At 68.4% G+C, this 22,316-nt stretch carries 22 protein-coding genes and 2 riboswitches; of the genes, 7 read left to right on the top strand and 15 right to left on the bottom strand.

Annotation, left to right across the window (positions count from 1 at the left end; genetic code table 11):
* Positions 1-103 precede the first annotated feature (103 nt).
* Together ACSHV8_RS39305 and ACSHV8_RS39310 are read left to right on the top strand one after the other, a co-directional pair.
* A complete protein-coding gene (locus ACSHV8_RS39305; RefSeq protein WP_436524442.1) occupies positions 104-574 on the top strand; it encodes a cysteine dioxygenase in 471 nt (156 codons plus the stop codon).
* Positions 571-972 carry a rhodanese-like domain-containing protein gene (locus ACSHV8_RS39310; RefSeq protein ID WP_436524444.1) on the top strand — a complete coding sequence of 134 codons (402 nt, stop codon included), beginning with the start codon at positions 571-573 and terminating at the stop codon, positions 970-972. The genes ACSHV8_RS39305 and ACSHV8_RS39310 overlap by 4 nt, the downstream gene beginning before the upstream one ends.
* Before the next feature lie 166 nt (positions 973-1,138).
* Here ACSHV8_RS39310 and ACSHV8_RS39315 read toward each other — a convergent pair whose 3' ends face one another.
* Positions 1,139-1,846 carry a TetR/AcrR family transcriptional regulator gene (locus tag ACSHV8_RS39315; RefSeq protein ID WP_436524446.1) on the bottom strand — a complete coding sequence of 236 codons (708 nt, stop codon included), beginning with the start codon at positions 1,844-1,846 and terminating at the stop codon, positions 1,139-1,141.
* A gap of 100 nt (positions 1,847-1,946) precedes the next feature.
* Between ACSHV8_RS39315 and ACSHV8_RS39320 the strand changes: the two genes are divergently transcribed.
* Positions 1,947-3,527, top strand: coding sequence for a DHA2 family efflux MFS transporter permease subunit (locus tag ACSHV8_RS39320; RefSeq protein ID WP_436524448.1), 1,581 nt, complete (start codon positions 1,947-1,949; stop codon positions 3,525-3,527).
* On the opposite strand, the gene ACSHV8_RS39325 is transcribed toward ACSHV8_RS39320, so the two are convergent.
* The 5 genes from ACSHV8_RS39325 to ACSHV8_RS39345 form a co-directional block, all read right to left on the bottom strand.
* Positions 3,515-4,066 carry a hypothetical protein gene (locus ACSHV8_RS39325; protein WP_436524450.1) on the bottom strand — a complete coding sequence of 184 codons (552 nt, stop codon included), beginning with the start codon at positions 4,064-4,066 and terminating at the stop codon, positions 3,515-3,517. The genes ACSHV8_RS39320 and ACSHV8_RS39325 overlap by 13 nt on opposite strands.
* Before the next feature lie 3 nt (positions 4,067-4,069).
* Positions 4,070-5,161 (bottom strand): AAA family ATPase, encoded by a 1,092-nt coding sequence (locus tag ACSHV8_RS39330; RefSeq protein ID WP_436524452.1) that lies wholly within the window; start codon positions 5,159-5,161, stop codon positions 4,070-4,072.
* On the bottom strand, positions 5,158-5,763 hold the full coding sequence (pnuC, locus tag ACSHV8_RS39335; RefSeq protein WP_436524454.1) for a nicotinamide riboside transporter PnuC: 606 nt from the start codon (positions 5,761-5,763) through the stop codon (positions 5,158-5,160). The genes ACSHV8_RS39330 and pnuC overlap by 4 nt, the downstream gene beginning before the upstream one ends.
* Before the next feature lie 45 nt (positions 5,764-5,808).
* Entirely contained in the window at positions 5,809-6,171 is a 363-nt protein-coding gene (locus tag ACSHV8_RS39340) for an Atu4866 domain-containing protein (RefSeq protein WP_436524456.1), read from the bottom strand.
* A 66-nt stretch (positions 6,172-6,237) separates the two neighbouring features.
* Positions 6,238-6,843, bottom strand: coding sequence for a TetR/AcrR family transcriptional regulator (locus ACSHV8_RS39345; RefSeq protein ID WP_436524458.1), 606 nt, complete (start codon positions 6,841-6,843; stop codon positions 6,238-6,240).
* 188 nt (positions 6,844-7,031) lie between these two features.
* Here ACSHV8_RS39345 and ACSHV8_RS39350 point away from each other — a divergent pair, with 188 nt between their 5' ends.
* The gene (locus ACSHV8_RS39350; RefSeq protein WP_436524460.1) at positions 7,032-7,928 is read left to right on the top strand and encodes an ABC transporter permease; all 897 of its coding nucleotides are present in this window, start codon (positions 7,032-7,034) and stop codon (positions 7,926-7,928) included.
* On the top strand, positions 7,921-8,694 hold the full coding sequence (locus tag ACSHV8_RS39355) for an ABC transporter ATP-binding protein (RefSeq protein WP_436524462.1): 774 nt from the start codon (positions 7,921-7,923) through the stop codon (positions 8,692-8,694). Before ACSHV8_RS39350 ends, ACSHV8_RS39355 begins: the two co-directional genes overlap by 8 nt.
* A 52-nt stretch (positions 8,695-8,746) precedes the next feature.
* On the opposite strand, the gene ACSHV8_RS39360 is transcribed toward ACSHV8_RS39355, so the two are convergent.
* On the bottom strand, positions 8,747-9,784 hold the full coding sequence (locus ACSHV8_RS39360) for a coiled-coil domain-containing protein (protein WP_436524464.1): 1,038 nt from the start codon (positions 9,782-9,784) through the stop codon (positions 8,747-8,749).
* A gap of 6 nt (positions 9,785-9,790) precedes the next feature.
* Positions 9,791-9,927: riboswitch (cyclic di-AMP (ydaO/yuaA leader) on the bottom strand.
* Between the two features lie 209 nt (positions 9,928-10,136).
* A riboswitch (cyclic di-AMP (ydaO/yuaA leader) is annotated at positions 10,137-10,268 on the top strand.
* Positions 10,269-10,273: 5 nt separating this feature from the next.
* On the opposite strand from ACSHV8_RS39360, the gene ACSHV8_RS39365 reads away from it, so the two are divergent.
* On the top strand, positions 10,274-11,311 hold the full coding sequence (locus ACSHV8_RS39365) for a coiled-coil domain-containing protein (RefSeq protein ID WP_436524466.1): 1,038 nt from the start codon (positions 10,274-10,276) through the stop codon (positions 11,309-11,311).
* A 73-nt stretch (positions 11,312-11,384) separates the two neighbouring features.
* Here ACSHV8_RS39365 and ACSHV8_RS39370 read toward each other — a convergent pair whose 3' ends face one another.
* From ACSHV8_RS39370 to ACSHV8_RS39390, 5 genes are all read right to left on the bottom strand, one after another.
* The gene (locus tag ACSHV8_RS39370; RefSeq protein WP_436524468.1) at positions 11,385-13,754 is read right to left on the bottom strand and encodes a glycoside hydrolase family 65 protein; all 2,370 of its coding nucleotides are present in this window, start codon (positions 13,752-13,754) and stop codon (positions 11,385-11,387) included.
* 25 nt (positions 13,755-13,779) lie between these two features.
* Positions 13,780-14,514 carry an HAD family hydrolase gene (locus ACSHV8_RS39375; RefSeq protein ID WP_436524470.1) on the bottom strand — a complete coding sequence of 245 codons (735 nt, stop codon included), beginning with the start codon at positions 14,512-14,514 and terminating at the stop codon, positions 13,780-13,782.
* Between the two features lie 98 nt (positions 14,515-14,612).
* Positions 14,613-15,089 (bottom strand): ATP-binding protein, encoded by a 477-nt coding sequence (locus ACSHV8_RS39380; protein WP_436524472.1) that lies wholly within the window; start codon positions 15,087-15,089, stop codon positions 14,613-14,615.
* Between the two features lie 95 nt (positions 15,090-15,184).
* On the bottom strand, positions 15,185-16,477 hold the full coding sequence (locus tag ACSHV8_RS39385; protein ID WP_436524474.1) for an ABC transporter ATP-binding protein: 1,293 nt from the start codon (positions 16,475-16,477) through the stop codon (positions 15,185-15,187).
* Positions 16,478-16,928: 451 nt separating this feature from the next.
* A complete protein-coding gene (locus tag ACSHV8_RS39390; RefSeq protein ID WP_436524476.1) occupies positions 16,929-18,734 on the bottom strand; it encodes a DUF5941 domain-containing protein in 1,806 nt (601 codons plus the stop codon).
* 408 nt (positions 18,735-19,142) lie between these two features.
* Between ACSHV8_RS39390 and ACSHV8_RS39395 the strand changes: the two genes are divergently transcribed.
* A complete protein-coding gene (locus ACSHV8_RS39395; RefSeq protein ID WP_436524478.1) occupies positions 19,143-19,325 on the top strand; it encodes a PspC domain-containing protein in 183 nt (60 codons plus the stop codon).
* 661 nt (positions 19,326-19,986) lie between these two features.
* Here ACSHV8_RS39395 and ACSHV8_RS39400 read toward each other — a convergent pair.
* The 3 genes from ACSHV8_RS39400 to ACSHV8_RS39410 are packed head-to-tail and all read right to left on the bottom strand — an operon-like array spanning position 19,987 to position 22,283.
* On the bottom strand, positions 19,987-20,730 hold the full coding sequence (locus ACSHV8_RS39400; RefSeq protein WP_436524480.1) for a DUF4230 domain-containing protein: 744 nt from the start codon (positions 20,728-20,730) through the stop codon (positions 19,987-19,989).
* 58 nt (positions 20,731-20,788) lie between these two features.
* Positions 20,789-21,964, bottom strand: coding sequence for an acyl-CoA dehydrogenase family protein (locus ACSHV8_RS39405; protein WP_436524482.1), 1,176 nt, complete (start codon positions 21,962-21,964; stop codon positions 20,789-20,791).
* Between the two features lie 22 nt (positions 21,965-21,986).
* Complete coding sequence (locus tag ACSHV8_RS39410; RefSeq protein ID WP_436524484.1) at positions 21,987-22,283, bottom strand: type II toxin-antitoxin system VapB family antitoxin; 297 nt, start codon at positions 22,281-22,283, stop codon at positions 21,987-21,989.
* Between the last annotated feature and the right edge of the window lie 33 nt (positions 22,284-22,316).

The following is a 22,316-nucleotide window of genomic DNA, read 5'->3' on the forward strand; positions in this document are numbered from 1 at the left end:
TTCGGGGGACACGCCGGATCCGGGAAACCGCCCCACGCGATCAACTTCTGTGGTAAAACCTATCTTGCCGATAGGTTATATATGCCCTCGCCGAGGAGAACGCATGTCTGCCACCGCCCTCCAACTCGACCACCTCGCCATCGCCCGGCAATTCGCGAATGCGCCGGAGGGGTGGGTGGTTCCGCCCCGGTTCGACCCGGTCGAGCGGTGGTACCACCGGCTGGCGGCCACGGACGATCACGAGGTCTGGCTGCTCACCTGGCTCCCCGGGCAGCAGACCGAGCTGCACGACCACGGCGGTTCGGCCGGCGCGTTCCACATCTTCAGCGGCACGCTCACCGAGGACACCGTCGGCGGCCCGGCCGAGTCGCCGCGCGTCGTCACCCGCGATCTCGGCGAGGGCGCCGGTCGCCGCTTCGGCACCCACCACGTGCACCGCATCGTCAACCGCGGCACCGACCCGGCGATCAGCATCCACGTCTACGGCCCGGCGCTGACGACCATGACCAAGTACCGGCTCGGCCGCGCCGGCCTGGAGATCCTCACCGTCGACAAGGCCGGCAGCCAGTGGTGACCGCGGTCGCTCCGGCCGGTTCGAGGAGCATCGCCGAGATCCTGGACGAGGCCCGCGACCGGCTCGATCGCCTCGGCCCGCTGGAGACCCACGCCGCGATCCGCGCCGGCGCGATCCTGATCGACATCCGCCCGGCCGCCCAGCGCGCCGAGCACGGCGAGATCCCGGGCGCGCTGATCATCGAGCGCAATGTGCTGGAGTGGCGCCTCGACCCGCGCAGCGACGCCCGCCTGCCGTTCGCCGACAGCTACGACCTCGCGGTGATCATCACCTGCCAGGAGGGCTACACCAGCAGCCTGGCCGCGGCCGCGCTGCAGGACCTCGGCCTGCACCGCGCCACCGACCTGGACGGCGGCTTCAAAGCCTGGCGCGAAGCCGGCCTGCCGACAACTTCTTAAAGATCAACTTCAAGATCTTCATTGCCTCGGTCCGCCGTGGTCCAGATCGCCGCTCCCGCGGGGACCCTTCCGACCCTCGCAGGCCGCTGGCGCGGCCAGAACGCGAGGCCCGAAAGGGCGACGTGGTCGGCTGGTCACGGTCAAACCACAAAACCCCGCGGACGGATCATCGGACGACGTAGGCCGCCAGTCCGTTGATCAACAGGTCGAGGCCCCACTCGAAGCGCTCCTGAACCGTCCCCGAAGTCATCGCGTCCGGATGCGCCCGCAGATACGGGAACCGATCCTCCGGCAGCTCCGCGAAGTAGGCCTTCAGCTCGGCCTTGACCTGCGCCTCCATCACGCCTTCAGGCTGCTGATGGTGACGCAGTTGCGCCCGCCAGATCGAGTTCTCGTAGGCGTCCGCCGTGACGTACAGGAAAATCCGCTCGATCGCCCAGGCGCCGTAGTGCGGCGGCAGCCCACCCTTGATCACCAGGGCCAGCATCCACTCCGAGGACCGCAGCGCATTCGGCCCGTTGGGGATCATGGCGAGCGCCACGCGGGACAGGTCGTTGTGCCGCTGCAGAACCTGGTGGGTGTGCAGCATCAGCTGCTTGATCTGCGCCTGCCAGTGCTCCGGATCATGCGGCGGCAGCTCGATCTCGCCGCAGACCCGGTCGAACATCAGCCGCAGCAGTTCGTCCTTGTTGGACACGTGCGCGTAAAGGCTGGACGGCCCGGTGCCGAACTCGGCGGCGACCCGGCGCGTGCTGACCGCGTCGATGCCTTCGGCGTCGCTGATCCGCAGCGCGGCGTCGATGATCTGCTCGCGGTCGAGCGTGACGCGGGACGGCCGCTTGTCGGGAAGCGGACTCCAGGGCGAGGTCTTCATCGCCGTCTAATCTAGTTGACACCGAACAGTGTTCACAACTAGAACAGTGTCCGTGACAACGAACAGTGTTCAAACAGAAGCGCCTTACCGTTATCGGTGGGTGGCGCTCTTCGTGATCCTCGCGGTCGAGGTGATGGACCTGCTCGACTCGCTGGTCACCACGATCGCCGGCCCGGTGATCCGCCAGGAGCTCGGCGGGTCGTACAGCCTGATCCAGTGGCTCGGCGCCGCCTACACGCTGTCGATGGCCATCGGCCTGCTCACCGGTGGCCGGCTGGGTGACATCTACGGCCGTCGGCGGATGTTCCTGATCGGCGCGGCCGGCTTCACCCTCGCGTCGCTGGCTTGCGCGCTCGCCCCGGCGGCGGGCTTCCTGGTCGCCGCCCGGGCGGTGCAGGGCCTGTTCGGCGCGCTGATGCTGCCGCAGGGCCTGGGCATGCTGCGCGAGATGTTCGGCCCGGCCGAGCGGGCCAAGGCGTTCGGCGCGTTCGGCCCGGTGATGGGGCTCTCCTCGGTGGGTGGCCCGATCCTGGCCGGCTGGCTGGTCGACGCCGACTACTTCGGCGCCGGCTGGCGGATGATCTTCTTCATCAATCTGCCGCTGGGCGTCTTCGCGGTGATCGGCGCGCTCCGCTTCCTGCCCGAGTCCCGCCTGGAGCGGGCGCCCCGGCTGGACTGGCTCGGCGTGCTGTTCGCCGCCGGTGGCGCATTCCTGCTGCTCTACCCGCTGGTGCAGGGCCGGGAGCTGGACTGGCCGGTGTGGACGTTCGTCATGCTGGCCCTCGGCGTGGTGGCGTTCGGGCTGTTCGCGGCCTACGAGGCCCGGCGGGACAAGCGCGGCCTCGACCCGCTGGTCACCCCGAGCCTGTTCCGCAAGCGGGCGTTCACCGGTGGCCTGGCCCTGGGCCTGATGTTCTTCGCGTCGCTCATCGGCACCGGTCTGGTCTTCACGTTCTACCTGCAGATCGGGCTCGGGTACACGCCGCTCAAGGCCGGTCTGACCACGCTGCCGCAGGCGCTCGGCATGATCGCCGGTTTCATCGTGGCCGGCGCCGGCCTGGCCGAGAAGCTGGGTCGCAAGCTGCTCCAGATCGGGACGCTGGTGATGATCGTCGGCAGCGTGGCCTTCGCCGTCACCGTGCGTCTGGCCGGGTCCGGCATCACCCCGTGGCATCTGATCCCGGCGTTGCTGCTGCTCGGCATCGGCATGGGCCTGGCCATGGCGCCGTTCTTCGGCATCGTGCTGGCCGGCGTCGACGACGAGGAGAGCGGCTCGGCGTCCGGGGCGATCACCTCGGTGCAGCAGCTGGGCGGGGCGTTCGGCATCGCGGTGCTCGGCACGATCTTCTTCGCGCTGCTGCCCGGGGCGGTCGGCCACCACGTCGACACCTCGGCCGGTCAGCTCCAAGGTCTGCCGCCGGCGGCCGTGGCCGGGCTGCGGGACTGCCTGACCGACCGGGTCGCCGAGGAGAACCCGGACGTCGTGCCGCCGTCCTGCCGGGGCTCCGACCAGCCCACCTCGCCGGAACTCACGGCCTACGTCACCGAGCAGGTCCGGGCCGGGTTCGAGGACACCACGATCCGTACGACCGGGGTGTCGCTCCTGCTCCTGATCTCCGCCTTCGGTCTCACGTTCCTGATGCCCCGCCAGGGCAAGCCGGAGGACGCTCACTTGGGATAGACGACGCCCGACCGCCCGCTGTAAAGGTGGCGGGTGCCGTCGAGGTCGTATCCGGTGTTGGGCGCGTCCAGCCACACGATGTAGGCCGCGCCCGCGGTCAGCCCGGTGATCGTGGTGCTGACCGTGCAGCCCGTCCCGGCCGGGACGTCCTTCCAGGGCGGTTCCGGCTGGGGCCCGCTGACCAGTTTCTGCGGCACGGCGGTGACCCGGTAGTTCGAGTCGTACTGCCGGGGCCACTCGACCTTGAAGCCGCCCGAGATCGGGGTCACCTCGATCGGGATCAGCACCGCCTCGCTCTGCGTGAACAGCTTGGAACAGCTCGGGTCGGGCGACGCCGACAGCGTCGCGTCGCTCATCCCGGGCCGGGTGCCGAACGGCGACGGCGTCGGGCGGGGCACGGCGCTGCCGGAGACGAGCAGCTGCCAGGTGTCGCCCGGGCTGGGGGACGCCACGGTCGCGGTCTGGTCCTTACCGCTGCCGCACCCGGCGGTCACCAGCGCGAGCGCGGCCACGGCGAGCACGGTTCTGAGATGCCGCACACCCTACGATTCGGCCGCTGACCCGGAATGGCTTAGCGGCGGGGTGAACCGCCAGCCGGCCGCGAGCAGCCGGTCGACGGCCCGGATCGCGGTGGTCAGCCGTTCCCGGTAGTTCCCGGTCAGCTCGATCCACGGCACCGCGCGGGCCGCCAGCTCCTCCCGGAACCGCCCGGTCATCCACCGGCGCAGGTGTTCCCCGTCGCGCAGCCCGTCGTCCTCGAACGGCACGCCCGCGTCGTCGGTGAGCAGGTAGAGGTCGGGGTCGCGGATCAGTTCGCGCACCTTGGCCGAGGCGCTGCCCAGGTAGCGCTCCTCCCAGACGGTGGTGGCGAACGCGTCGGTGTCGCCGAACAGCACCGGCGAGCCGGCCCGGGCCAGCGCGTCCTCGGCCGCGGCCTGCTCGACGGCGACGGTCACGAAGTCGTCCCGGTCCCAGGTCACGTCGAAGACGGTCGCCTCCGGGCAGGCCCGGCGCAGCCCGGCGAGCTTGCGTTCGGTGAGTTCCCGGCCGAATTCCGGCGCCCAGCCGGTCGACGACCACACCCCGCCGCGGGTGCGGTAGTGCCGGGCCAGCGCGCGGGCCGTCGTGGTGGTGCCGGTCGATTCGGCCCCGACCACGATCACCCGGCGGGTCAGCCAGGCCCGCGCGCCCGGGCCGAGGTGGGACCAGTGCGCGATCGGGTCGGCCCGGATCGCGGTGCCGGAGATCGGGATCCGCTCACGGCCGGGGTCGACCAGGACCGGTTCGGCCCGGAATCGGCGGGCGAGTTCGGCGCCGTACGCCTCGGAGGAGAACACCGCGTCCACCGGTTCGGGGCCGGCCGCGGCCCGGAAGACGGCCACGTGCAGGTCCCAGACCGCCGGGTCGGTGTAGTCGATCGGGTGATCGTCGTGAACCCCGACGAACCGCACGCGCGGCCCGTGCGCCTCGCGCAGCCACTCCAGCCGCGCTTGGAGGGGGATGCTCTCCCGCGACGACGGCGCGACCACCACGGTCACCCGGTCGCAGGCCCTGGCGGCCGCTTCGATCAGCGCGTGGTGGCCCGCGTGCGGTGGGTAGAACTTGCCGACCACCAGTCCGTGACCGAACGTCACGCGATCACCGCCTTACGCCACGAACGGAGTCCGAGCACGCAGAGAGTGAGGAACGCCACATAGAGGATCGCGGTCAACCAGAGGCCCTTGTAGCCGTAGAGAGGGATGTAGATCACATCGGCGATGATCCACAACCACCAGTTCTCCACCAGTTTGCGCGTCTGACCGTACGTCGCCAGCAGCGACAAAGCGGTCGTCAGCGCATCCGCCAGCGGCACCGTCGACCCGGTCAGCCGGTCCAGGAACAGCCACAGTCCACCGGTCAGCAGCGCCCCGGCCACGGCCTGTCCCAGCCACTCGGCCCGGGTCGTGCGCCGCACCACCAGGTGGGTCCGGTCCGCGCCGCCGTAGAGCCAGGCCCACCAGCCGTAGAACCCCAGGATCACGTAGACGACCTGCAGGCCCATGTCCGCGTAGAGGCCGGCCGTGCCGAAGACCAGCATCAGCAGCAGGACGTTGAGGATGCCCAGGGGCCAGTTGAGGATGTGCTGCCGGACCAGCAGACCGACGTTGAGCAGGCCGGTGACGAAACCGAGCACCTCGGCCCAGGTGGTCGCGACCCCGAAGGCGGTCAGCGCGGTGCCGTTCAACCAATCGATCACGGTCACAGCATCGCTGACCTCGGGGGCGAGGAGAAGGAGCCGCGGCTATTCCGGGAGCAGCCGGTGCCCGGCCATCTCCAGCTCGCCCTCGTGCACGAGCGTGACCGGCGTCTTCAGCCCGGACGTGTCGTCGTGCAGCACGACCGAGGCGCCGTCGATCCGGTACGTCCCGTGCGGTCGCTTGCGCCGGCCGGCGACCTCACCGTCGTACGTCCCATCGGTCTTGATCTGCAGTTTGATCGCGCCGTCGGGGCTGCGCCACGCGCCCACGACCGCCGCCCCGGTGATCACCTCGGGGCGCTTCGGGGCCATGCCGAGCGACATGTCGGAGGTGCGGCCCATGGCGATGGCGAGCATCGCGGCGGCGTCCAGGATCGTGGTGTCGACGTGCGGGGGGCTGGAGTGCATGCCCATTTCGTTCGGCCCGCACGTCGGCCACCGCGAGGAATGTCGTAGTTGCGTCTGAGGAGCGACCTAGGTGGCCGATCCCCCCTTCAGCGAGCCGAGCACGGCCGCCGCCAGCTTCTCCAGGTAGTCGTCGGTGACCGGCTGCCGGGACACCGCGAGACGCCAGTACAGCGGGCCGAGGATCAGGTCCACCGCGACGTCCGGATCGGTGCCTTCGGGCAGCTCACCACGGGTGATCGCCTGGCCGACCAGCTTCTCCCCGACCGACTGCTGGTGGAGCCGGAGCACCCGTTGCAGGGTCTCGGCGATCTGCGGGTTGCGGGCGGCCTCGGCCATCAGGTCGGGGATGATCTGCGACGCGACCCGATGCTGCAGCGCCCGGCTGACGATCATCATCAGCAGGTCGAGGTCGCCGGCGAAACTGCCGGTGTCGGGCACCGGCACCTTCCGCCCGGCGACATCGGTGATGATCTCAAGTACCATCTCCAGCTTGTTGCTCCACCGCCGGTAGATCGCCGTTTTGCCGACTCCGGCACGGCGGGCCACGGCTTCGATGGACAGACGGCCGTAACCGACCTCTGCCAGCTCGCTCATGACCGCGTTACGAATCGCCACGGTGATGTCATTTCGGAGCACCGCCGCTCCGGCCGGTGCGCGCTTCACTGTCGCCACACGGTGACTATAGCGCTACGACGTAACGGTTGCGTCCCGCCGCGACGTCGGATACCGTTCCCTCCGACGTCGATACGAACCCGTTCCATCGGCGTCGGCGGACGCCTGTCATGCTTCTACCTGTGCTTGAAGGCGAATCACCGGAGTCCGCCGCCTCGTACCGGCAGACGAGATCGGAGCACCACCCCATGCCAGAGACAGCGGTTGCCGATACCGCTCCCGCGATTCCGCTCAAGGAACTCGCGCAGCGGCACGGCCTCACCTCTTCCGGACGGCTGGTCGGACCGTTGGAGTACCTCACCCAGTTGTGGGGTTACCGGCACTTCATCACCGCGCACGCCAAGGCCAAGACGGTCTCCGCGCTGGGCACGACGCACCTGGGCACGCTGTGGCAGGTTCTCACCCCGGCCCTGAACGCGTTCGTGTACTACATCATCTTCGGTGTCATCATCGGCACCGGCGCGAACAGCACGAACTTCATCGCGTACCTCTGTATCGGTGTTTTCGTGTTCGGTTTCTCGCAGACCATCGTCGGTCAGGGCGCCAACGCGATCACCGGAAACCTCGGCCTGATCCGGGCGCTGCACTTCCCGCGGGGCAGCCTGCCCCTGTCGACCGCCCTGGTGGAGATCCGCAACTTCGTCACCGCGCTCGGTGTGCTGCTGGTCATCGTGCTCTTCACCGGTGAGCGGCCCGACCTGACGTGGCTGCTGGTCCTCCCGGCGCTGCTGCTGCAGTCGCTGTTCAACGTCGGCCTGGCGCTCTTCTTCGCCCGGCTGGGTTCCAAGATGCGCGACATCAAGCAGCTGATCCCGTTCATCATGCGCTTCTGGATGTACGCGTCGGCCGTGCTCTACCCGGTCACCCGGTTCACCGATCACCTGCACGGATGGAAGCTGCACCTGATCGAGGCGAACCCGATGCTGGTCTTCATCGAGCTCTACCGGCACTCGCTGATGGAGAACGTCAAGCTGGCCGGCAGCCCGCAGCTCCTGTGGACCGAGGCCGCCATCTGGGCCGTGGTCGTGAGCATCGGCGGCTTCCTCTACTTCTGGCGCGGAGAGAAGGGCTACGGCCGTGGCTGACATCGAGAAGGTCCCGACCGTCATCGCGGACAACGCGCACATCGTCTACAAGATCGTCGGAGCGATCGGGGCGAACCAGGTCAGCCCGCTCTCGGCTCTCAAGCGGCTCGTGACCAAGACCAACTCGGCCAACGTGCGCGAGGTGCACGCGGTCAAGGGCGTCAGCTTCGTCGCCTACAAGGGTGAGGCGATCGGCCTGATCGGCAGCAACGGCTCGGGCAAGTCGACCCTGCTGCGCGCGGTCGCCGGTCTGCTGCCGGTGGCCCAGGGCGCGATCTACGCCTCCGGCCAGCCGTCGCTGCTGGGCGTCAACGCCGCCCTGATGAACGACCTGTCCGGCGAGCGCAACGTCGAGCTGGGCTGCCTGGCCATGGGCATGAGCCCGGCCGAGGTCAAGGAGAAGGCGGCCTCGATCATCGAGTTCTCCGGCATCAACGAGCGCGGCGACTTCGCCTCGCTGCCGATGCGGACGTACTCGTCCGGCATGGGGGCCCGGCTGCGCTTCGCGATCGCCGCGGCCAAGAAGCACGACGTGCTGCTGATCGACGAGGCGCTGGCCACCGGTGACGCCAAGTTCCGCCGCCGCAGCGAGGCGCGGGTCCGCGAGCTGCGCAAGGACGCCGGCACGGTGTTCCTGGTCAGCCACAGCGAGCAGTCGATCCGGGACACCTGCGAGCGGGTGATCTGGCTGGAGTCCGGCGAGATCCGCGCCGACGGCGACACCGAGGAAGTGCTCAAGGAGTACGAGACCTACATGAAGAAGTAGGTCCTCACGACGAAGCAAGAAGCCCGGGCCGTCGGCCCGGGCTTCTTGCGTATCAGGTCACTGACAGATGTACGTGATTCGTATGGTCGGTCGACGGCGTCCCGCCCGCACCCGAGTAGGACTTCCAGCCGCTGCTCGGCAGCCAGATCCGTTTGAACCAGATCACGTAGAGCACGCCGAGCGTGTCCGCGTTGTGGATGAAGTAGTTGGCCAGGTTCGTGCCGTACGTCTTGCTGCTGCCGGTCGCCACCCCGCCGAAGCCGCCCTTGTCGGCGGCGAAGTCGCAGGCCCGGCCCTTCGGGTGTTCCCCGCTGTTCTGATGCCGGAAGCAGGCCACGTAGTGGTTGAAGCCGGCCGCCTGGGCCTGCTTCAACGCGAAGTTCAGGCGCGGGGTGATGCAGCCGGTGGTGGTCGGATCATCCACGGTGCAGCCGCCGGAGAGGCTGCCGGAGGGCTTGGACGCGTCCGTGCTGCCGCCGGAGCTGCCCGAGTCGTCACCGGAGTCGCTGCCCTGGTTCGCTTCCTTGAGCGCCTGCTCGGCCTGCGTCTTGCGGGCGGCCATCACGTTCACCTGCCGCTGCTGGTCGACGATGGTCGCGTCGATCGCGGTCTTGGCCTTGACCTGATTGTCCCGGGTGGTCCGCAGGTCGGAGACGGCCTGGTTCTGCCGCTCGGCCACGGTGGTCAGCAGCTGGGCCCGGTCCAGGAAGCCTTCGGTGGTGTCGGCGCTGAGCAGCGCGCTCAGCGGCCCGAGCCGGCCCATCGTGTAGGCCTGCACGGCGTACATGTTCAGGGATTTCTGCTGGGGGCCGATCGCGGCGTCGAGCTCTTTGAGCGTCGCGGCCAGCTTGGTCTGCTGCGTCTTGGACGTCTGCAGTTTGGTCTTGGCCGTGACGTAACCCTTGGAGGCCTCGTCGAGTTTGTCGAGCAGGGACTTGGAACCGCCCTCACCGTCGTCGCCGGACTCCCCGGGGGCGGCGAGGGGCCGGGGTGCCGCGGAGGCCGGCGCGCCGGCGCCGACTATCGCGCATGCGGCGACCAGCAGCGCGAGAACCGCCACCCATCGTCGCCGCGCAGTCACATGCTGCACTGGCTTGTTTCCTTCCGTCGGCCGCCGGCCGGGTTAGCTGACGGGTTCGGGACGAAGGAAATCCCTACCGCTGTCGCGGATTCACCCCGGAGGAAACGTGGATCCCCGGCTCGCTCGTTGTTGCGATTAGGCGGCGGTTCCCTGGATGGGAACCGGGACCGACCATACCCACTCGATCGAGGAATCGACAGTTCTCGTACCCATTGCTACGGCCCGGTCACCACTGGTGACACCATTACGGAAAGTCGTTAACAGGTAACGGTTTTGACGGTTTCTCCGGTCCTGATACCGCGTGATATCTCAGGTAAACTGGCCGCCGGTCCTGCCAGGACGGCACCGCCCCCGAGTTGCCGGCAGGCCGCCGCCCAATCGCCGAAAGGTGAGCCGGGGAACCAGGTAGTTGGGGTGAATCCGCGTAATGCGGTAGGGATAGCTTCCGTCCCGAACCCGTCAGCTAACTCGGTCGGCGGTGACTAGGAAGGATTGTTGATGACCGCACGTCCCCGCCGGTGGCTGATACTTGCCCTGGCGCCGCTTGTGGCCGCCACCGCGATGTTCGTGGCACCGGTCACGCCGGCACAGGCCGCACCCAGCGGCAGCTCGTCGACCCCCGCGGAGGGTGACGACAGCGATGACCTCTCCGCGCAACTCGAGACGACCAACCGCCGGTTCGTCAACGCCAAGGCCGCCTACGCGACCTCGGTGAAGAACCAGGCCGCTCTGAACGTCAAGAAGGCCGCTGCCGAGAAGACGCGGGACGCGCTGATCCCCGAGGTCAACGCGATCGCCCGGCAGCAGTACGAGTTCGGCACGCTGAACAGCCTGAGCTTCCTGCTCCAGGCCAACGACTCGTCCGACTTCATCGCCAAGGCGGTCTCCCTGGAGGAGATCAACAAGCTTCACGACGCGAAGCTGAACGAGCTGAACACGGCGCTGGCGACGATCAACGACAGCAAGGCGAAGATCGACGCCGAGGTCAAGAACCAGAAGACCCAGCTCACGATCCAGCAGAAGCAGCACGACTCGGCCGAGGGCCAGCTCGAACTGCTCGGCGGCGGGACCGGCATCAACAAGACGATCACCAACGGTTTCGTCGACGCGGTCTCCAAGGTCGCGGCGCCGGCACCGCGCAACTCCGAGGGCGGCTTCTCGCCGGAGTCCTGCAACCAGGACGACCCGACGACCGACGGCTGCATCACCAAGCGCACCCTGCACCTCTATCAGGAGGTGAAGAAGGCCGGGTTCAACCGGTTCGTCGGCTGCCATCGCAACGGCGGTCCGTTCGAGCATCCCAAGGGCCGGGCCTGCGACTGGTCCCTGCAGAACAGCGGCTTCTCGGTGGCGCACAACGACGACATGATGCGGTATGGGAACGACCTCACCGCGTTCCTGGTACGCAACGCCGACCGGCTCGGGATCTACTACGTGATCTGGTACAAGCAGATCTGGTTCCCGGCGACCGGCAACTGGCACGCCTACCACGGTCCGAGCGACCACACCGACCACGTGCACGTGTCGCTGCTGTAGCGCTCGACGACAGCACGAGAAAGCCCCCGGTCCGCGTGGACCGGGGGCTTTTTTCACGCCGTACGCGAAGAAATCATGGATGCGGGGTGGCCCGGCGGACCGGAGCGCGGCCCGCGGGCTGCGTCGGCGAGGGACCGACCGGACCGGCCGACGGAATCGGCATGGTCACCGGGCGGACCTGGGTCACTTCGATTTCTTTGCCGTGGTGCAGCAGGGTGAGTCGGGCCGAGCCGCCGCCGTTGCGCAGCGAGTAGGTGACCTCGTCGGCGGTGACGTTGACTCGTAGGCGCAGGCCGTGCCAGAGCAGCGAGAAGTCGAGGTTGTTGATCCGGCTGGGCAGTCGCGGTGCGAACGCGAGTTGTCCGTTGAAGTCGCGCATGCCGCCGAGGCCGGCGACCAGGGCGATCCAGGATCCGGCGAGGGACGCGACGTGGACGCCGTCGCGGGCGTTCTGGTGCAGGTCGTGCAGGTCCATCAGGGCGGCCTCGCCCAGATAGTCGTGGGCCAGTTCGAGGTGCCCGGTCTCGGCTGCCATCACCGCCTGGATACACGCCGACAACGACGAGTCGCGGACGGTGCGGGCGTCGTAGTAGGCGAAGTTGCGGACCTTCTCCTCCGGGGTGAACGCGTCACCCCGGATGTACATGGCCATCACCATGTCGGCCTGCTTGACGACCTGCTTGCGGTACAGGTCGAAGTACGGGTAGTTCAGCAGCAGCGGATACCCCTCCGGCGGGGTGTTCTCGAAGTCCCACTCCTCCAACCGGGTGAAGCCTTCGCACTGCTGATGCACACCCAGTTCCTTGTCGTACGGGATGTGCACCGCCGCCGCCGCATCCCGCCACGACGCGGCTTCCTCGTCGTCCACACCGAAGCGGCGGGCCAGGTCCGGGTGCCGTTTGCAGGCGTCCACGGCGGTCATCAGGTTCTGCTGGGCCATCAGGTTGGTGTAGATGTTGTCGTTCACGATCGCCGTGTACTCGTCCGGGCCGGTCACCCCGTCGATGTGGAACCGGCCGTGCCGATCGTGGTGCCCCAGCGACCGCCACAACCGGGCCGTCTCCACCAACAACTCCAGACCACACTCACGCTCGAAGTCGTAGTCCCCGGTGGCCTGCACATACCGGCGCACCGCATCAGCAATATCCGCGCCGATGTGGAAACCCGCCGTCCCCGCCGGCCAATACCCCGAACACTCCTGACCACGGATCGTGCGCCACGGGAACGCCGCCCCCTGCAACCCCAACGTTTGCGCGCGCTCCCGCGCCAGATCCAGGGTCGAGTGCCGCCACCGCAGCACATCCGCCGCCGCCGACGGCTGCGTATAGGTCAACGCCGGGAGCACGAATGTTTCGGCGTCCCAGAACGTGTGCCCGTCATAACCCGGCCCGGTCAGGCCCTTCGACCCGATCGGGCGTTTCTCGGCCCGCGCCCCGGCCTGCAGCGTGTGGAACAACCCGAACCGGACCGCCTGCTGCACCTCCGGGTCACCCTCGACCCGCACATCAGAGTGATCCCAGAACGCGTCCAGATACTCCCGCTGCTGCTGGACCAAACCCTCCCAGCCGTCCAGACGGGCACTGGCCAGCGCCGCACCCACCTGATCCCGCAGGGCGGGCAGCGATCGGACACTCGACCAGCCATACGCAGCGAGTTTCACCACGCGTAGTTTCTGCCCCGGCTCCAACCGGCACGCCACCGTCGTGCGCAGCCAATCACCGTGGCCCTCGGTGGTGATCGCGTGCCGGCCCGGGGTCTCCACCAGATGCTCGATCGCCGTGGCCATCCGCAGATCACTGGCCTTGGTCCGATGCACCAGCAACCCACCCGAGCGCTGCTCCAACATCTCCTCGGCCACCAACGGCTTCTCCAGCACCGCCGCGACCCGCGGATCCTTACTACTCGGCGGCAACTGCTCGTTGGCCACCAACTCCGACTGCAGAATCAACCGGGCCGCCCCGTCCAAGGGCTCCACCTCGTACAGGAACGCGACGATCGCCCGCTGCGTGAACGACACCAACCGCGTCGTCCGCACCCGGATACCCTGACCCGACGGCGACACCCACTCCACCGTCCGTTCCAGGGTGCCGGCCCGCAGATCCAGACACCGCTCATGCGACCGCAACTCGCCGTAACGCACATCGAACGGCTCGTCATCGACCAACAACCGCATCAACTTCGCGTTGGTCACGTTGACCATCGTCTGGCCGGACTCCGGAAACCCGTACCCACCCTCGGCATGCGGCAACGGCCGCAACTCGTAAAACGAGTTCAGGTACGTACCCGGCAAGCCATGCGGCTCGCCCTCATCCAGATTCCCGCGTATCCCGATGTGCCCGTTCGAGAGCGCGAACACCGACTCTGACTGGGCCAGCAGGTCCAAGTCCAGCCGGGTCTCCCGGATGTGCCAGGGGTCGACGGGGTAGGCCCGTTCACGGATCACGGTCGTGCCTCTTCTTGAAGGTGAATTAGAGAAGTTCGGAAAGATCGGTGACTACGACGTCGGCACCGTTCTCGCGCAGCGCGTCGGCCTGGCCGACCCGGTCCACGCCGATCACGACACCGAAGCCGCCGGCACGGCCGGCCGCCACGCCCGCCTGAGCATCCTCGAAGACGGCGCAGCTCTCCGGCGGGAGGCCGAGCAGCTTCGCCCCGTGCAGGAACGTGTCCGGCTTGGGCTTGCCGGGCAGGCTGAGCTCGCGCGCGACGACGCCGTCCACCCGGGCCTCCAGGAGGTCGGCGATGCCGGCCGCCTCGAGCACGTCCTTGCAGTTGGCGCTGGCCGACACGACCGCACGGCGCAGACCGGCGGCCTTGGCGGCCTTCAGGTACTCCACCGAGCCGGGGTAGACCTGAACGGCGCCTTCTTTGATCTTCTGCAACACGAGGATGTTCTTGCGGTTGCCGACGCCGTTGACGGTGTCCTGGTCGGGATCGTCGTCGGGAGTGCCCTCGGGCAGGGTGATGCCACGAGAGGCGAGGAACGTGCGAACGCCGTCAGCACGCTGCCGGCCGTCGACATATCGGTGATAGTCGACGCCGGAATCGAACGGCACGAACGGTTGATCATGCCGCTCGGACCACGACTTGAGAAACACGTCGAACGTTTGTTTCCACGCGGCACTGTGCACAAGGGCGGTGTCCGTCAGCACCCCGTCAAGATCGAAAAGGCAAGCGGTCACCTGGGAAGGAAGTCCGAGCACGCGCCCAATGTAGTCGCACCCGCCCCAGGACGAGAGGCGAAGGGCTCCTTCACATTTCCTGGGTGTTTCATAAGCGGCTCAAGCTGCTGTTTCAGCTCTCAGCTCAACGAAGCAAGATCCATTCGCAGGCCGATCGACGTACCGATGGGCCCGGTCGCGGTCGTCACCTCGTCGCACAGCTGGTGCGCCAGCCACAGACCACGTCCCCCGATCTCGTCAGTGCCGGGGAGAAGCTCACCGTCCAGACCCCCGTCCGGGATGCCCGGACCGGAGTCGGTGACCACACACCAGACCGAGCCGGACTCCAGCCGCAGCACGATCCGGCCGTGCCCGCCGGCGTGCAGGACCACGTTGGTGATCACCTCGTTGACCGCCAGCACATAGCCCGACAGGCGGTCGCCGGTCACCCCGACGGTCGGCAGCAGACGTGTCACCTCGTGCCGCAGCACGGTGATGTCGCCGTGCCCGAACGGCCGGTCCATCAGCACCGGAGAGGCCGACCGTGAAGGGGCGGCATCCGGCCTCGGCTCCACACCGGGAGCCGAGCGCACGCTCTGGCCGATCCTGTCCTCCACCGTCGTGCAGCCTACGCGCTGTGGCCGCTCGGTGGCAGGAGGCATCCGCGATCCTGCCCGGAAGTGGCCTTCGTTGTTCACCGATCCCACCTCACTCAGCGCCAGCCCACATCGATCCGGTCGCCACGTTCGTCGAAGAAGTGCAACGCGTCCATCTGCACCGACACCGTCAACGGGTGTCCGGGATTGACCGCCGGGTACGGCGCCAGCCGCACCGACAGCTCGGCCGGCTTACGGTGGTGGCGGCCCGGGTCGTTCAGCAGACTGACCGGCGCCCCCTTGGCCTCCGCGGCCGCCGCCGGCGACTTGGTGAACCGCTGCAACGCTCCACCCAGCCGCTTCAGCGCACCCCCGGAGGCGGCCCGCTCGGGAACCGTGCCGCCGACCTCGTCGACCACGATCGCGGTCGCGCCGACGTCCAGGTAGGCCAGCGACTCGTGCCCGTGGTGCTCCAGGTAGCGGATCCGGCCGTGCAGGACCGACCCGGGCGTGTCGGGCGTGACCGGGGTGAGCGCCTCGGCCCGGACGCCGACCACGATCCGGTCGCCGTGATAGCGCGCCACCGCCCGCGACCGCGGGTCCGACCACGGCAGGTAGAGGTTCTGCTCACCGAAGTTCAACGCCACGTACCGGTCCAGGTGCACGTAGACCTGGGCTTCGAGCAGGTTCATCCGCGGCGAGCCGAGGAAGGCGGCGACGTAGAGCGTGGCCGGACGGCGGTAGACCTCGGTCGGCGTACCCAGGTCCTGCAGCACCCCACGCCGCATGATCGCCACCCGATCGGCCATGGTCAGCGCCTCGGCCTGGTCGTGCGTCACGTACATGGTGGTCACGCCCAGCTCGCGGGTCATGCTGGTGATCTCCGCGCGGAGCTCGGCCCGCAGACCGCTGTCCAGGTTGGAGAGCGGCTCGTCCATCAGGAAGATCCCGGGCCGGCGGACCATCGCCCGGCCCATCGCGACCCGCTGGCGCTGCCCACCGGAGAGCTGGCTGGGCCGGCGCCCGAGCACCTCGCCGATGCCGAGCGCACCGGCCACCGTGCCGACCCGGTCCGATCGCGGGCCCGGCTCGATCCCGGAGAGCTTCAGTGGGAAGCCGATGTTGTCGGCGACGGTCATGTGCGGATAGAGCGCAAAATCCTGAAACACCATGGCGATGCTGCGGTCGCGCGGGGGCACGTCGAGCACGGGCTCCCCGTTCAGCAGGATGTCCCCGTCGGTGGGGTCCTCCAGCCCGGCGATCATCCGGAGCACGGTCGACTTGCCGCAGCCCGACGGGCCGAGCAGGACCATGAACTCGCCATCCTGGACATCGAGGGACACGTGATCGACGGCAAGCGTGCCATCTGGCCAAATCTTGGTGACGTCCTTGAGCGCGACGGTGGACACCGTCAACCCCTCCCCGATCGACTGTGATTCCGATCCCACGACGGTCGGCAATCGGGTAATGACTTTGCGAGTGCCTTCGATGCTTTGCCATCGGGCGAACGTGCCATTCGCAGATAGTGATCAATCGATTACGGAGATCGGAACTTGGGGTCTGGTTCTGTGCACGTTCCCAGCACGAAGCGACATTTCGCCCGGCGCTTGTTGACAGCCTGCCAACAGTCCGCGACACACCGCCACCACGCCCCGGAACACCCCGCTCCCGAGAACGCCACAAACCATTACCAACCGGCCCGCACCCCCCGCAGCCAAATCCCGCCCATCCGTCACGCCACAGGACGTTCAGAAACCAGACACCCTTGAACACCAGCTGAAGCCCGCCGGCTGGCCCTCAGGGCTGCCTCACGGCCGCTGACACAACCACCAGCGCCAGCTGGGACCCGGCGGCTGGTCCTCAGGGGTACTTCGTGGGCGCGGGCCCCAGCAAGGTCAGCCGGCCTCTTGCCACGGTCAACAGGAACGTGCCTCCGACCACGACCGTCAGCGCCACGAAGCCGAGGTTCGCAAATCCGGCCAAGACCGCCGAGGCCAGCAGCACGACCCGGCCCTCCAGGGCGAGCACCGCCATCCGGGCCTCGCCCCTCTCCATCCGCGCGGTCAGGTCGTAGTGCCGCAGCGCCAGCACGAACAGCAGCCCGAACACCACCGGCCACGAGACCCCACCGACCAGCCCGGCCAGCACCACGAGCAGGTACTCCGCACCCCGCAGCACCGCCGGCACCAGCCAGTCCAGGGGACGATCGTGCCGCGCGCGTGCGGTCATCCCGGCGGCGAGCACGGCCGGGATCGCACCGGCCAGCATCCCGGTTCGCAGTGGTTCACCAACAAAAATCCCGATTACCGCGTACGCCACCAGCACCGCCCCCACGATCAGGGGAAAGTCCATCCGCCCCCGGGCGAGCACGGTCCGCGCCAGCCACCCGTCATCCCGATGCCGCCCCGCATCGACCCCGTTCGGCACCGCACCACGCCCGGCCAGCGCACGCAGCGTCAACGTGCCGAGAAAGGCCAGCGCCCCGAACCCGACGAGCACCCCGAGCGCGACCCGCCCGTTGCTCAGCACCGCCGCCACCGCGATCAGCGCCCACCGCTCCCCGATCGGGAAGGCCACGATCCGTTCCAGCGGACCACGCCGCACCGCGGCCAGCCGTGCACCCAGCCCCACGTCCTGCGCCGCAGCGAGCCCCACGTCCTCAGTCCGGCGGCCATCCGCGCCCGCCCCGGCCGCCCGCAACGCTTCCACGCCACCCCCTGCGCCTGCGCCCGCTTCGTCGCGCAGCACGCCATACCACCGGTCAACCAGATCCCGGACCGTCTGCAGCACGATCGCACCGATCGCCAGCGGCCAAGCATGATCGAGCCCGAGCCGATCCGCCCCCGCCGCGAGGCCGGCGTAAACCAAATACTCCTTGGCCCGGTCGGCGATCGGCTCCAGCCGGCCGCCGAACCGACGGGTGTACCGCGCCAGCTGACCCTCCACACACCCCAGCACAAGTCCGAGGTAGACGAGGATCCCGCCGAGGATCATGCCCCCTCGCGAGCCCGGCCAGAACGCGAGCGCTGCCGCCCCGGCCGTCGCCACCGAGAGCATCGTCACCCCGGCCGGCCGCAACCCGAGCCGCGCCGCGGCCTGGGTCACCAGCGGAGACCAGCTGTTCACCGCGTACGTCAAAAAGAAGTCGTCTTGTTCGTCAACCGCGCTCCGCAGCCGCGCCTTGTCCTCATCGATCGCCGCAACCCGCTGCCGAGCCGCCGCAAGCTCCTCCCCGGTCCGGACCCGCTCCGCATGAAGAAGCCGCGCTTCCACTCCGACAGCCGCCAGCCCACCTTCGAGCAACGCGTCGAGCAGAACCCCTTCCAGACCGTTTTCGCCCACACCCGCCGCCGCGTCGGCCGGGGCCGCGACCTCCGCCTCGGTCCGGGTTTCGGCCTCGGCCCCGGCGTCCGCTTCGGGCCAGATCAACTTCCCCTTCGCGTACGCGGTGAGCTGCTCAGCCGCCTTCTCCAGCAACGGAAGATCGCCCGTGGCCAGGAACAACGCCCCCAGGTAGCGAAACTCCCCCGGCTCGGCCGCGATCACCCGCCCGCGATCCACACGGAATTCGCCCGCCGGGTCAGCGGCGAGCAGCACACCGCTGCGACCGCCCGGATCGGTGGCCAGAATCCGCAGCAGGCTGTGCTGGGTGACCAGGTCGTCCACGCAGATCAGCAGCGGCTCACCGGCGTCCCGCGCGCGACGGGCGGCAGCCCGCAGGCGCTCCGGCAGGTCAGCCCCCCGCTCGACCCGGTCGATGATCGACGCCCCGGCCTCGCGCAGCGCCACGGTCAGGTCGTAGGCCAGGAGACCAGCGTCACTTGAGGTGAGCGCGGCGCCGGAACTCGCGTGAAGTACGGCCAGCGTCACCGGTTGTCTCCCATGGATGTGCAGCTGAGGGGCCCTGCGAGGGGCTAAAGGTTAACAGCGAGACCCATTCGGGTACGGGTCCCCCTTACGGGAACTCGGTCGTCGCTCTCCCCCTCGGGAATGAGGGACGGCCGCGCCACCGTACCTACCGTCTAAGTGGTCCAGGGCAGACCGCCCCGGCCACCACTGAAGGAGTGGATTTACGTGACCCGCCCCCTCACTCGCCCCCGCGACAACCGCATGCTCGGCGGGGTCTGCGCCGGCTTGGCTCGCCGTTTCGGCCTCTCCACCGGCGTGGTCCGACTGCTCTTCGTCCTGTCGTGCCTGCTCCCCGGCCCCCAGGTCATCGCCTACTTGATCCTCTGGGCCCTGATGCCCAGCGAGTAACCACCTCGCCGCCCTGATGCCCAGCGCGTAACCACCTCGCCTGCGGCGGCCCCGCCCGGTGTTCACGGTCACCATCCGACCGGAAACGCCCACCAGCACCAGGCGGGGTCCGCGCAGCTGGGCCGGCTTCCTCGATCAGGGGCGAGAATTCGCATCGATCCGGGTGAGTAATTCGCCGGCCATCCGGGCACATATCCGATAAGCGACACCAGACCGCAGGAGCCCCAACACATCGGACATCTGCGGTCCGCCCGAGAACTCCCGGCCGGGCGGAAGCCGGGCTGGCAGCCCGGCCGGGACCAAGCCCCACCACAACCAGCCCAACCCCACAACCAGCCCAACCGCTCAACCAGAACACCGCCCGACCGCAACACGGCTCCACCCGCAACGCCGCAGGTCAAACGCAGCGCGGGCGCAGGCCACCCGCGGCACAGGCCAAGCGCAGCGCGGCGCAGGCCAGGCGCAGCGCGGCGCAGGCCAACTGCGGCGCAGGTCGGGCGCAGCGCGGTCGACCGCGACACCGCCGGCCCACGGCGTGGTCACGGCGTGGGCCGACTGCGGGCCCGCCGCACAGGAAGACGTGAATCGTGACCCGGCCACCACCGGGGCGCGGTTCCCGGCGCCGCCGCCCTATCCCCCGAGGGCGGCGGCGTCACCTGTCTCAGGGGTTGGTGAACGTAACCGTCACCGTCGAATATCCCAGCCGCGTGAACAGGCTCTCCAGCATCTGCTGCGTGTTCTGCTGCGCCCGCTGATCAAGCCCGCTCGACTTGGCCGCCTCGGTGATCTTCTGCTGAGCCATCTCGTACACCCGCTGCTGTTTGTCGGTGTCGCTGCGGAAAGCGTCACCGATGCTGGTCAGCAGGCCCCGATTCTCCTCGACGACGTAGCTCTTGGACATGTCGAGCGCCGCCTGGGACTGCTGCGGCGGGGGCAGGGTCAGCTCGATGGTCTTCTTCTCGTTGTCGACCTTGAGCGCGTCCCCGCTGAGGGCGCTGAAGTCGACATAGGTCTCCACGGTGCCCGAGCCGACGAACAGGATCCGCCGGTTGACCAGGAAATCCGGAATGTTCTCCTTGTTCTGCTGCAGGTCGACGATCACCTGGAAGGTGCCGTCGGCGGCGACGTAGCGATGCAGATCGCGCATGGACTGCAGCAGCACGGGCTGGCTGCGGTCGACGGTCTGGTCGGAGAACGGGTTGTCGAAGGAGGGCAGCACGTTCATCGCGCGCAGCCCGAAGCAGGACGCGACGATCAAGGCGAAGACGACGAAGACAAAGATCAGCAACCGCGCGAAGAAGCTCGGCTTGTGCTCGGGCGGCACGGCCGGAGCAACCGGCTCGGCCTCCTCGGGCACGGCCGGGTACTCCGTCGTCGGTTCTTCGACATCCGGTGAGTGGGCCATGCCTAAAAGGTACGGAGGGGGTACGACAATTCGCATCCCGAGGCCCGTCCACCGCTGGCTAGTGCGAAAAAGCGTTCAATCCGGTCAGTTTCTGACCAATCGACAGTTGGTGGATCTCCGAGGTCCCCTCGTAGGTCAGCACGCTCTCCAGATTGCTGGCATGCCGCATCACCGGAAGCTCCCCGCGGATCCCGTTGCCTCCGAGGATGGTCCGGCACTGCCGAGCGATCTTGATGGCTTCCCGTACGTTGTTGAGCTTCCCCACGCTCACCTGCTCCGGCCGTAGTGGCTTGCCCACGGTGTCCCGCAGCCGGCACAGGTGCAGTGCGAGCAGGAACCCTTTCTGCAGCTCCAACGCCATGTCGGCGAGTTTCGCCTGGGTCAGCTGGAAGCCGCTGATCGGCCGCCCGAACTGTTCCCGCCCGGCCGCGTAGTCGAGCGTCGCGTCCAGGCAGTCCCGGGCCGCCCCGAGCACCCCGAAGATGATGCTCAGCCGGGCCTCGGTCAGGCAGGAGAGCGGCGCCATCAGGCTGCGCGCGCCCGGGAGCCGGGCACTGTCCGGCAGCCGCACCCCGTCCAGCACCAGCTCGCCGACGCTGGACGCGCGCAGCGACATGTTGTGCCGGAATTCGTGGGCGGTGAAGCCGGATGCGCCGGCCGGCACGACGAACCCGACCACGCCCTTCTCGGCTTTGGCCCAGATCACCGCCACGTCGGCGATCGGCGCGTTGAGGATCCAGGTCTTCACCCCGTCGAGGACCCAATCGTCGCCGTCACGGCGGGCCCGGGTGGACATCCCGGTCGGGTCGGAGCCGTGGTCGGGCTCGGCCAGGCCGAAGGAGCCGATCGAGCGGCCGGCCGCCAGCGCGGGCAGCCAGTGGTCCTTCTGCTCGTCCGAGCCGTAGCGCCAGATCGCGTACATCACCAGGGAGCCCTGCACCGACACCAGGGAACGGATCCCGGAGTCGGCCGCTTCCAGCTCCATGCAGGCCAGGCCGTAGGCGACGGTGGAGACGCCGCCGAGGCCGTACCCCGTCAAATGCATGCCGAACAGGCCGGCCTTTCCCAATTCGAGCGCAAGATCGCGAATTGGCGGATTGCCGTTCTCGAACCAGTCGGCCACGTCCGGGCGAATATGATCATTCGCTACCTGGCGGGCCAGAGCGCGCGCGGCACGCTCGTCATCACTCAGCAGGTCGTCAAGATCCAGCAGGTCAAGCGGTCGAACAACCATGCATTTCAAATTAACGGAGTTGTCAGCCCTCTACGACCAATACACGGGCGTGAATCTGATTGCGCTGCTGGAGCGCAGCGCGTAATGCACGGTGCAAACCGTCCTCGAGATACAGGGCGCCCCGATACTCCACCACGTGCGGGAAAAGATCTCCGTAGAAGGTCGAATCCTCGGCCAGCAGCTTGTCCAGCGCCAGCTCACGCTTGGTGGTGATCAGGTCGGCGAGCCGGATCGGCCGCGGCGGAATCTCCGCCCACGCTTTCAGCGTGGTGTGGTGATCAGGGTACGGGGCGCCGTCCCGAACCGCTTTGAAGATCACGGCGGCTGCCCCTCTCCCTGCGAAACGTCATCG

The organism is Actinoplanes sp. HUAS TT8, from assembly GCF_051380535.1.
Lineage (GTDB): Bacteria > Actinomycetota > Actinomycetes > Mycobacteriales > Micromonosporaceae > Actinoplanes.